Source organism: Vibrio scophthalmi LMG 19158 (genome assembly GCF_000222585.1).
Lineage (GTDB): Bacteria > Pseudomonadota > Gammaproteobacteria > Enterobacterales > Vibrionaceae > Vibrio > Vibrio scophthalmi.
Map to the genome: position 1 here is coordinate 34,103 of NZ_AFWE01000083.1, position 11,911 is coordinate 46,013.

At 45.3% G+C, this 11,911-nt stretch carries 7 protein-coding genes and 1 pseudogene; 2 read left to right on the forward strand and 6 right to left on the reverse strand.

The window, feature by feature from the left end:
* Positions 1-2: 2 nt before the first annotated feature.
* Entirely contained in the window at positions 3-1,589 is a 1,587-nt protein-coding gene (gene nhaB / locus RH88_RS07615) for a Na(+)/H(+) antiporter NhaB (RefSeq protein WP_005594710.1), read from the reverse strand.
* Between the two features lie 636 nt (positions 1,590-2,225).
* On the opposite strand from nhaB, the gene fadR reads away from it, so the two are divergent.
* Positions 2,226-3,065, forward strand: a complete 840-nt coding sequence (fadR, locus tag RH88_RS07620) for a fatty acid metabolism transcriptional regulator FadR (RefSeq protein ID WP_005594711.1) — start codon at positions 2,226-2,228, stop codon at positions 3,063-3,065.
* A gap of 83 nt (positions 3,066-3,148) precedes the next feature.
* Here the strand turns inward: fadR and RH88_RS07625 are convergent, their stop codons facing one another.
* The 5 genes and pseudogenes from RH88_RS07625 to RH88_RS07645 form a co-directional block, all read right to left on the reverse strand.
* Positions 3,149-4,225, reverse strand: a complete 1,077-nt coding sequence (locus RH88_RS07625) for an FAD-binding oxidoreductase (RefSeq protein WP_005594712.1) — start codon at positions 4,223-4,225, stop codon at positions 3,149-3,151.
* Positions 4,226-4,385: 160 nt separating this feature from the next.
* The gene (gene hcp / locus RH88_RS07630) at positions 4,386-6,047 is read right to left on the reverse strand and encodes a hydroxylamine reductase (protein ID WP_005594713.1); all 1,662 of its coding nucleotides are present in this window, start codon (positions 6,045-6,047) and stop codon (positions 4,386-4,388) included.
* 206 nt (positions 6,048-6,253) lie between these two features.
* Positions 6,254-7,813: a nitric oxide reductase transcriptional regulator NorR gene (gene norR / locus RH88_RS07635; protein ID WP_005594714.1), complete on the reverse strand. Its 1,560-nt coding sequence runs from the start codon at positions 7,811-7,813 to the stop codon at positions 6,254-6,256.
* Between the two features lie 163 nt (positions 7,814-7,976).
* A pseudogene (locus RH88_RS07640) lies at positions 7,977-9,147 on the reverse strand (DUF1887 family protein).
* Positions 9,148-9,297: 150 nt separating this feature from the next.
* Positions 9,298-11,289: a HAMP domain-containing methyl-accepting chemotaxis protein gene (locus RH88_RS07645; RefSeq protein ID WP_005594715.1), complete on the reverse strand. Its 1,992-nt coding sequence runs from the start codon at positions 11,287-11,289 to the stop codon at positions 9,298-9,300.
* 221 nt (positions 11,290-11,510) lie between these two features.
* Here RH88_RS07645 and hinT point away from each other — a divergent pair, with 221 nt between their 5' ends.
* On the forward strand, positions 11,511-11,861 hold the full coding sequence (gene hinT, locus RH88_RS07650) for a purine nucleoside phosphoramidase (RefSeq protein ID WP_005594716.1): 351 nt from the start codon (positions 11,511-11,513) through the stop codon (positions 11,859-11,861).
* Positions 11,862-11,911: the final 50 nt, after the last annotated feature.

Sequence of the window (11,911 nt, forward strand, 5' to 3'; positions counted from 1 at the left end):
ATTTAGTGACCGCCTGTGACAGCAGCGCTAACTTCACCAACGTGTTGGCTGATCCAACCTGCATCGTAGAACCACGCAGTCGCAGGCTCTAGGAAGAACACGATGCCCGCTAGGCCAACTAGTGCTAGTACTAGGGTGTATGGCAGAGCCATGATAACCATGCGTCCGTATGATAGACGAATTAACGGTGCAAGTGCTGAAGTTAACAAGAATAGGAATGCAGCTTGACCGTTTGGTGTTGCAACAGAAGGTAGGTTAGTACCCGTGTTAATAGCAACCGCTAGTAGGTCGAATTGATCGCGAGTAATTTGACCATCGATCAGTGCAGATTTCACTTCGTTGATGTAAACCGTACCGACGAACACGTTATCCGATACCATCGATAGCAGACCGTTAGCAACGTAGAACAGAGCCAACTGAGTACCTTTGTCTTCAACGGCAAGTACCGCGTCGATAACAGGTTTAAATAACTCTTGGTCGATGATTACAGCCACAACCGCAAAGAACACGGCAAGTAGTGCAGTAAATGGCAGCGCCTCTTCAAACGCTTTACCCATCGAATGCTCTTCGATAACGCCAGTAAATGCGGTTGCAAGGATAATCACGGATAGACCGATTAGGCCAACAGCAGCAACGTGTAGTGCAAGGCCAACGATTAGCCATACTGCAATCGCACCTTGAACCCAAAGTTTTGCTACATCTTGGTTAGTACGCGTTTTGCGCTCTTCGTTATCGAAATCAACTAAAATTTGACGCACGCTATCAGGCAGCTCTGCACCGTAACCAAAGACTTTAAACTTTTCAACCATTGCACAGGTGAGCATGCCGCAGAAGAATACTGGGATGGTAACCGGCGCCATACGAATTAGGAATTCAGCGAATAACCAGTCAGCTTGGTCTGCGATGATCAAGTTTTGTGGTTCGCCTACCATGGTCATTACACCACCAAGGGCGGTACCCACACCTGCATGCATCAGTAGTGAACGAAGGAATGCGCGGTAGTTCTCAAGGTCATCACGAGTTAGCTCTGTAATGGTTTCATCTTGAGTATGGTCATGGTCACCAATTGGGTTACCAGAAGCCACTTTGTGGTAGATAGAGTAGAAACCGACTGCAACACTAATTACAACCGCAATAACGGTTAGTGCATCAAGGAAGGCAGAAAGGAATGCCGCGGCAAAACAGAATGCCATTGAAAGCAGAACTTTTGATCGAATACCAAGCAGCAGTTTAGTAAAGATGAACAGCAGTAGCTGTTTCATGAAGTAGATGCCAGCAACCATGAAAACGAGTAATAGCAGAACTTCGATGTTCGCCACCAGTTCATGTTTTACTTGATCGGCACTGGTCATTCCAATGGCGACAGCTTCAATTGCCAGTAGACCACCAGGTTGAAGAGGGTAGCACTTTAATGCCATCGCAAGAGTAAAAATAAACTCTGCAACTAATAGCCAACCTGCAACGAACGGATCGATGAAAAAGAATACGATCGGGTTGATAATAAGAAATGAGAAAATGGCAACTTTGTACCAATCAGGGGCTTTACCAAGAAAGTTCTTAATAAATGCATTTCCGAGTGACATCGGCATGATTCAATTACTCTTATATGTTGTTACGAATAGACACTGCGCACGCTTGAATTCACGTGGTCGGTAAACTTATGGCATACCGATGAAACAGCGACTTAGAAAAACAACACTCCGAAAACTGTCATGTGGTCTTGCCAAGTCACTCCCTGAGAAAGACAAGCACTTTTAACTTCGGTCGTCACTCTACTCTTCAGCGCTATTTAGTCAATCATTATGTTTATATTGACAAAATACGCGGCAATTAATTGTAAAAAACGCGAGCGAAGTGGCGTAAGGCTAGCATACGAGTTGTGATAAATTCTGTTTGCTGTCTCACGTCGTGCGAAAGCCAAGAATATGACGTTCTATTGAAGTGAAATAACCCCTTATATATCTGGGTTTTTGCGTTTTTGCAAAATAAGATTTAATAGAAATCCCTTTGTTTATGGGCGTTTCAGATATTTTAGCAGAGGTTAAAGTACTATTTTTTTAGTTTAGAGTTATAAAGAAATAATGACCCAGCCTTACCTGGATTAGTGTTATTACTCTATTATTGTTTTGCGAGAACTTTACAGTCTGTTTGTTTCCGATACGTAATAAGTAGTGGTATGATGAGTTTATCTGATCCCCCTATAAATAGAATATTGGAACAACTCAATGGTCATAAAGGCAAAGAGCCCTGCAGGATTCGCAGAAAAATACATAATCGAAAGTATTTGGAAAGGGCGCTTCCCTCCTGGTTCCATTCTTCCTGCTGAGCGTGAGCTTTCAGAGCTGATTGGTGTCACTCGAACCACACTACGTGAAGTACTTCAGCGACTTGCACGAGATGGTTGGTTGACAATCCAGCACGGTAAACCGACCAAAGTAAACCAGTTTATGGAAACTTCAGGTTTGCATATTCTCGACACTATGATGACCTTAGATGCTGAGAATGCGACTTCTATCGTAGAAGATTTGCTTGCAGCACGTACTAATATCAGCCCGATATTTATGCGTTACGCTTTCAAAGTAAATAAAGAAAGCTCAATGCGTACGATGCAAAATGTTATTGAATCTTGTGAGGCGCTTACAACCGCAGAATCATGGGATTCATTTATGACCGATTCACAATATGCTGACAAGATTCGTCAACATATTAAAGATGACGGTGAAAAAGATCCGCTTAAGCGTGAAGCTATTTTGATTGCGAAGACATTCAATTATTACGACTACATGCTATTTCAACGCCTCGCTTTCCATTCAGGTAACCAGATTTACGGTCTGATCTTCAATGGTCTGAAAAAGCTTTATGATCGTGTCGGCAGTTACTACTTCTCAAACCCACAAACGAGACTGTTGGCGTTGAAGTTTTACCGTGACTTGTACGAAGTTTGTGAAACGGGTGAGCGTGAACAGATCCCAGCGATTGTTCGTCAGTATGGTATCGACAGTGGCCACATTTGGCACCAAATGAAAACGACACTGCCAACCAACTTTACTGAAGATGACAGCTAGTAAGTCGCTTTAGCGAATTAAGTTGAATAAAAAGCCCATCATAGCAATATGATGGGCTTTTTAATGGCAAAAAAGTCGCATTGCTAGCCAATCTGCACAGCAAGATCGCTTTCAATGGTTGACGAACAGGCCAGAACATAGCCCTGTTCAATTTCTTCGGCGCTTAATGTCTCAAGGCTTGTGCTGCGCACAGATCCGGATGTCACCTTGCATTTGCATGAACCACAAATGCCACTACGACAGGCAACAATCAGGGGCAGTCCTGCAGCCTCTAATGTGTCAGCTAACACCGCGCCTTGCTGGGCAACGACTTCTTTGCCGAACGCTTCGACAGCAACGGATACCGCTTTCTCTTCCACTTGATCGTCTCGTTCTGACTCTGTTGTTGAGCTAACAGGTGTAAAACTTTCTTGAAAGAAATTGTTCATATCAAACCCCAGAGCCTGCAAGTTATCGTGTGTATCTTGCATAAACTGGCTTGGGCCGCACAGATAGACTGTTCGCTGCATTAAATCTGGCACCAATTGCAAAAGCCATTCTTTGTTTAAACGACCTTGTGGATGCGTTGTTCCGCTGGCATCTTTTAGTAGTAGTGACAACGTGAACTGATTTTCGGTTGCAGCCATTGACTCAAGTGCATCAAAGTAGATGGTTTGTTGAGCAGACTTCGCGACATGCAAAAACTGAACATCAACATCAGCACCATTGGCTAGCCACTGCTTGGCCATTGCATAGACGGGCGTGATGCCGCAACCTGCGCTCAGCAGTAATGCTTTTTTATTATCATTGATGCGCACTGGTGGATGATCAATCGTATTGAAGTCACCACTTGGCGGTAGGGCGAGTAGGGAGTCACCGACTTGAAGAGTATCAAGTAAATAGTTGGACACTTTACCGCCTTCCACTCGCTTGATGGTGAGTTGTAAATGAGATTCGCCAGCGATCGAACTAAGTGAATACGCGCGATATTCCATTTTTTGCTCAATTTCTACACCAACCGTAATGAATTGGCCGGGTTTAAAATCGAACTGGATGGAATCAAACGCGGCAAGTTGGCTTTCTAGCGGCGCAAGTTTAATGCTCATGGTATCGGGTGTTTCAACATACTTGTCGATGCAACGTAATTGGACGGGATGAGAGCCCTGCCATTCAAAGTACATATCTGATCTCGTTAACTATTTTCACGTAGTGGTGGCTAACGTTATGGCTAAAATGAAACTCGGCCGGATGGCTGATTAGCAGCATAACGACAAGCGCAGTGGGGTGATGGGCTGAAATTGGACCAAAAAGCCTACCCTCGAATGAGGGCAGGCTACTGGATTAAGCGCCTAGAATCGCTTGTAGGTCATCTTCAACGTTTGAGATAGAACGCATATCGAACTTCTCTTGGATGATGGCCAATAGGTTGTCGGTGAGGAATGCTGGCGCGGTTGGACCGGTATAGATGCCTTTTACACCTAAAGCGAATAGGGTAAGTAGGATCACGATTGCTTTTTGTTCAAACCACGAAAGTACCAAGGTAAGCGGAAGCTCGTTGATACCACAGTCAAACTCGTTCGCCAGGGCTAATGCTAGTTGGATCGCTGAATAGGCATCGTTACATTGACCCACATCGAGTAGACGAGGAATACCGTTGATGTCGCCAAACTGGTTTTTGTTGAAGCGGAACTTACCACAAGCAAGCGTTAGGATCAGCGTGTCTTCTGGTGCGCTAGCAGTAAAATCGGTGTAGTAACTGCGTTCTGCTTTGTCACCATCACAGCCGCCAACTAGGAAGAAGTGACGAATGTTACCTTGTTTCACTTGATCAATAACGGCAGGTGCCGCATTCATAAGCGCATTGCGACCAAACCCAACCGTGATCATCTGCTCGATCTCGTTGTGCTGGAAACCTGGTTGACTTAGAGCACATGCAATCACTGCTGAGAAATCATCACCTTCAAGATGAGCAACACCAGGCCAACCGACGATACTGCGTGTGAATAGACGGTCAGCATATTGACCCACATCTGGGTTAAGTAGGCAGTTTGATGTCATCACGATTGCGCCTGGGAAGTTAGCAAACTCTTTTTGCTGATTTTGCCATGCGCTTCCGTAGTTACCTGCAAGATGAGGGTATTTGTTCAGTTCTGGGTAACCGTGCGCAGGAAGCATTTCACCGTTGGTATAAACGTTGATGCCTTGGCCTTCGGTTTGTTGCAGAATTTTCTCTAGGTCGTGCAAGTCATGGCCTGAGACTAAAATACATTTACCTTGGCGAGTTTTTACGTTCACACTGGTTGGGGTTGGGTGACCAAAAGTCTCGGTTTCACCAAGATCAAGCATCTCCATGACTTTGTAGTTCATCAAACCGATTTCCATTGAGCACTCAAGTAGCTCATTAAGATCAGTCGGTTCAGTGCCTAGCCATGCCATGATTTTATGGTACTGCGCAAAAATAGCGGTGTCTGTTTGGCCAAGTACGCGAGCGTGTTCCATGTAAGCCGCCGCGCCTTTGAGGCCATAGAGGCAAAGAAGGCGTAAGCCTACGACATCTTCGTTGACCTGCTCTTTACCGCGGTTAACCGCTGCATTAGGTGCAAAAGCGAGGATCTGCTCTGCGTTTTCAGGTAGCTCAAAGTTCGCAACTGGGGGCGCAGATTCAAGGGTTTGGTTGGCCAGCGTTGCCGCCGCTATGGTGCTTTGCTTAAGACGATCTTTGTAGAGTGCCGCTTGGCTGGTTAGCTCCAAAATACGCTCTGGGTCGAAGTTTACGTTAGTCAATGTGGCAAAGAAAGCGCGTGGTGCCCACATATCAATTTCTTGGTCAACGATGTCAAAACGACGTGCTTGAGAAGCCCAGTAAGAAACACCTTGAAGTAGGTAAACGAGAACATCTTGAAGATCAGAGACCTCAGCGGTTTTGCCACACATGCCTTGGGCAAATGAGCAGCCTTTGATGGTTGGGGTTTGAATCGTCTGTTCACATTGAATACAGAACATAAGGGCTCTCCAGTTTACTCTAAATAATAATTGCGTGGGTCAGCAATTGTTGGCTCACACATCTGTTGTATGAAGCCTATAGAGCACAGAGTGTGCCAAAAGTTATCTTGTTGATTTTATTGTATAAATAGAATCTCATCAATCAGATTTGTTGTAATAAAGACAACGCCCTTGATGTCTTTATTACAACGTGGCGTGGCTGATCGTTAGGATTTAATCGAGAATTTTTTTCCCATTCGATATAAGTTGCCGCGATCCATTTGAAGAAAATCAGCAGCTTGTGACCATGTATTCGACGATTTGTTTAAGGCGTGCACAATTAAATCTTGTTGGTATTGCTCAACCAACAATCGCATTGGTTGACTTTCAGTAGGAAAATAGCGCGATGTGATTTTTACATCACCTCTCTCTTCTGTATCAAATTGGCTTTTTAATTCGTCAAAATGGTCGAGTTGAATTGTGGTTTTATCCTGCTGAATGGCATGTAAGGCCGCGCGTGTTAAGCAGTGTTCAAGTTCACGTATATTGCCTGGCCAAACTTGGTTTTCTAGTACTTGTAGTGCCTTCGGGTGAACATGTAGGTTCGGAGAATTAAATTGCAAACGTACTTTTTCCAGCAGGTAACCAGCCAGCACCGCTATGTCGCCCTCACGCGTACGGAGTGGAGGAACGTGAATTGGAAAAACGTTGAGACGATGGTAGAGATCAGCGCGGAAGCGACCCTGTTCAACTTCTTGTTCCAACTGACGGTTGGTTGCGGCAACGATACGGACATTAACCGTTAAATGTTGATCGCTACCGACGCGTTGCAGTTCCCCTTGTTGGATTACTCGCAGTAACTTGGCTTGCAAGATCAGGGGCAGTTCACCGATCTCATCAAGGAAAATAGTCCCGCCATCGGCTAATTCAAATTTACCAGAGCGATGGTTGTTTGCGCCAGTGAATGCCCCTTTTACATGGCCAAACAGTTCACTCTCGGCCAAACCTTCAGGCAATGCAGCACAGTTGACGTAAATCATCGGTTTATCCGCGCGGTGAGATTGCGCGTGCAGGTTGTGCGCAACCAACTCTTTACCTGTGCCGGTTTCACCGCTAATAAGCACGGCAAAATCCGATTGTGCGACGGTAGCGATATTGGTTTTTAGGCGCTCAAACTGCGGGCTAAGGCCGATCATCTCACCTTGTTGCGAGCGAGCTTGGTGGATCAGCGTTTGTGTTACGCTGCGGTGTTTACGGTTCTGCGCTTTGAGGCTTTTAAACTGGGCGATGTTACGTAACGTCGCCGCGGTTAAGGCAGCAAAGGTTGCCACTTCAACCGGATCTAAATAATCAAAGGCTCCCACGGTGAGGGCATCCATAGTTAACACGCCAACTAATTGGCCTTCTACATATAAGCTGCAGCCCAGACAGTCATGCACATCAATGGTTTGCTCTTCAGTTAACAGTACTCCATCGAAGGGGTCAGGCAGTGAGCAATTGGCATCAAAACGCACCGGTTCACGGCTATGCATAATTTGTTCAAGGCGTGGGTGGGCGCTGGGGTAGAAGCGCCGCCCTAGGATTGAGGTGGAAAGTCCTTTAACTGCGACAGGAGTAAGAAAGCCTTGTTCATCGAGAATAAACAGCGCCGCAGCATCACAAGGAAAAACGGTACTCACGCCTTCCACAAGATGCTGATACTGCTCATCACTGGTTAGGTTAGAACTTAAATTTAAAGCAATGTTGAGTAGGGTTTGTGCAAAAGGGGATGTAGGTAAAGATGACATAGCGGCGCTCAAATAAAGTAACCAGGCTATGCTAACGGCGTGATGTCAAAAGTACATCGTGCGAATGTTAAGGATGGCGTACGTTTGATTTCGATCAAAAAAATAGCCTCGAATATATCGAGGCTATTGATGAGGTTGCATAACGATTGTAAATCGATTCAGCTTAGCAATCTGAACAGTCTTCTGAGCCGCCAGCTTCCACAAACCATTGGGTCAGGTATGTTTTAAGATCTTTGAGTTCTTCAGGGCCAATGAGCGCGAGGCCAAGATCTTCTGCGCGGGTGATGTCGTTATAACGTAACGGACGAAAGCTCACCAACATCGCGCGGGCTTGTAGGCCGCCGAGTAGGTCGCGCAGCGATTCCAATTTATACAGAGTATCATCGCCATCATCACGCATGCCTTTGGTCTTACATTCAATGATGTGGAGTTTATTGTTGACCACTGAAGCGACATCCAGCTCGTTACGTACTTCACGTTCACCGAGTTGGCGATAAACTTGTACGTTGAGTGAGTGATCTTGGATGGTCGGCATATCTTGTTGAATTTGACGTACCGTGCTGTGCACTAAAGTCTCTAGCCATTCACCGTTAGAGAAGCGACGAGCTTCTTCACTGGCGAACGTTAGGATACCGGCTTGGTAGGTGGCGATATCTGCTTCAACCAAGTCGCTGAGTAGCATGTTGAGCTCACGGTAACCTTGTTGCTTTTCTGATAACTCAACGCTCAGGCGCTGCTCTTTACGACAAGTGGTTGCGAGATAGTTTAGCGTTGCGAGGCCAGGGCCTAACTCTAATGCATTACTTGCCCAACGTTCACCTAGTTCGTACAGCTTTTGGTCAAGCTGAGGGGGGGAGATCATGATCGTTGAACTCACCACGTGCACCAAACACGGTTAGGTAATCATCAATGGTGATGCGATCTTCAACTTGAGTATCTTCTTTGCCTTCTGGGTATAACCAGCAAAGTCGGTCGCTGTTTGGTTCGACAACGAAAATAGGCCAATGCAGGCTGCGGAAAACTTCGTATACCGAGAGTAGGCGATGACGAAGCCCACAACTGGCATTTAGTTTCACTTCTTCACCACGAGACTTGAGGTCACTGGCAAGTTGGCAAACAGCTTGTTTGATCTTAGCAACGTTGGCGACGTTAGGAATTTCAAAAAATTCTGAGCTGATGTTGCGTTTAGCCAGCACGCTATGAAGACGGTGGTACATCTCTTCCTGAGTTCTCACACCAATAAAAACGATGTGCTGACTGATAGTACGATTATCAAGTAGTGGCGTGACTAGTCGAATTGGATCCTGGTCAATAATGCCAACATGAACGGCCATAGTTGTTCCTCATGTTTGGCTTGCGAAACGGAAAGTTAATATGGGTAAACTAGCAAGCCTTCTTACCATATAATGTTCCCGCCTTAAAAAAACAAGGGCGATTAATCAATTTAATCGCCCTTGTTCAGTTATTTAGCCAAAAATTTACAATCACACCTTAAATCGGTGTACCAATTCGCCTTGTTGATTCGCCAATTGGGTTAGGCTACTACTGGTGTTCGCAATCTCAGCCATAGCGTGATAGCTGGAATCTGCAATGCCGTTAATCTCTTCAATGCTTTGCGCGATTTCAGCCGCCGTTTGATTTTGTTCAACCGCAGCGCTGGAAATGTGCGCACTCATATGGCTGATTTCCAAAATCAGAGATTGGATCTCTTCCATTGCACTATTGGCATTAGAAGCTTGATCAACAGACAGAGTCATATCATCCATACAGCTTTGAATCACACTGTTGGCAGACGTTGAACTGCTTTGTAGCGCGCTGATCATGTTTTCGATTTCAGAGGTGGATTCTGTGGTTCGTTGTGCCAGCACGCGGACTTCATCAGCCACCACGGCAAAACCACGGCCTTGTTCACCCGCACGCGCTGCTTCAATTGCCGCGTTCAAGGCCAGCAGATTGGTTTGTTCTGCGATGTTACGAATGACATCAAGAATAGAACCGATCTGGCTACTCATGTTTTGTAGTTCTTTCACCGCGTCAACGGACTGGTTTAAGCGTGTTTCTAATTGGTTGATAGTGGTGATGTTGGTGCTCATGATTTGGCGACCTTGTTCAGATGCCAGTTCCACTTGTCCAACCATTTCGAGTGAGCTTTGAGCGCTCTGAGCCACTTCTTCAACCGAGTGCGACATCTGGTTCATCGCTGTTGCCACGCTGGCGGTTTGCTGACGTTGCTGATTGAGTTGTGATTGTGTTCCAGTCAGTGTTTCTTGGTTGGTATTGGCGGTATGAGTAAGGTCATCAGATGCTTCATTCAAACGGACCAGTATATTGTGCAGGTTATCAGCCAAGTCATTGATGTGACCGCTAACACGGCTAAACTCGTTGTTGTAACGAATTTCGATGCGTTGAGTCATATCTCCACCGCTAAGCGCTTCTAACGTTTTTAGGATGCGAGTGAGTGGAGTACGCACGCTATGTGCGATGTGGTAACCGATACCCGCAGCAAGGGCAACGACAACCAGACAGAGGAAAATGGAACGAACTAAGCCTGAGTCATAAACCTTGCCCGCTTCAACCAAAGAAGCATTTAGGCCGTTCTGCGCGGTTTCACTGAATGAATTCAACAGCGCCATAGAGGTGTCAACTTCTTTAGTTAGGTTGGCAATGTTGCTGTATAGCGCTTGACGGGAAAGCAGGTAGTTATTGTGTTGATCGAGTACGCCACCTTTTTGGCCAATATCAATAGTGAACTGATTGACAGGCGCATCAAACTTCTCTTTCAGTGATGGCAGTTGGGTTAACAGGCCGCGGTATGAATAGTTAAGGTGTGTCACCGCTTTTTTGTTTTTCGCGACGGCTTTGGCCACAAATTCGGTGTCACTGCTTGCCAATGCATCAGAAGTAATCACTTCTGCGTCTTTCAATTTTTCAAAATAGCTGCGTGCCATTACCTTAACAGCGATCTTATCTTGGTCATCCACATACTCTTTCATTCCTGAGCTAAGCTCGGCATGTAGGCGCTGGAATTGACGTGTTGACTGTTGAACTAATTCTTGTGCTTCAAACATATTGCGATAGTTGTCCATCGCATCCGCCGCTTCAGCAAAGTAACGCTGTTCCATCGCTTTTACTTGTTCGATACGTTCGATGAGCTCAGGGCTAGTCGCACTTGCTTGTTCAAGGTCGATTAAAGTTTGATCGAAGTTGGCTTTGGCATCGATAAATTCGCCACGAATGACGTCCATGCGTTCAAAGCTCTGCGTGGTTAAATAGTCTTTGAAAAGTTTATCAGCTGTTAGTAACGCCACATTGGTTCTGTTAGACATTGAAACCAGCGGCAAAGATGTGTTGGTGACACTCGCGAAATTTTGATGAATTTGTTCCATTCCACGTAATGCTAAAATGGTGGATACTGCGAACATCAAAATGATCAATGCAAAGCCAGCGTACATCCTCCTGATCACTGAACCTTTCATAGACCTCTCCTTGTTTGAATAATTTATTATGAAAATTATCAGACTTAGGACACTTGTATTGATATCGAGACACGCATTTTATGACGCACAAGACAAAAAAAATTTTCTGGTAACAAAATTTGAGTGGTTTAGGTTAAATGAACGTTGTTTTTTATTGTGATTTTGCGAAGCATGGCGCATACTCATTCGACTATTTAGTTAAGTAAGTTTATGGAGCCACCATGGCCGAAGAGACCATTTTTAGCAAAATTATTCGTAAAGAAATTCCTGCCGATGTCGTTTATCAAGACGAATTAGTGACGGCGTTTCGTGATATTAATCCACGCGCACCTAAGCACATTTTAATCGTGCCAAACAAGCTGATCCCAACGGTCAATGATATTGAATCCGACGATGAAATGGCGATGGGTAGAATGTTTACCGTGGCTAAAAAATTGGCGAAAGAAGAAGGTATCGATCAAGACGGTTACCGTTTAATCGTGAATTGCAATTCACACGGTGGTCAAGAGGTGTATCACATTCATATGCATTTAGTGGGCGGTTGTCCATTAGGCCCTCTTTTGATGAACTAAACTGCACTTTATGTGGTCTACCAAAAAGCACGACATAACGACGTGCTTTT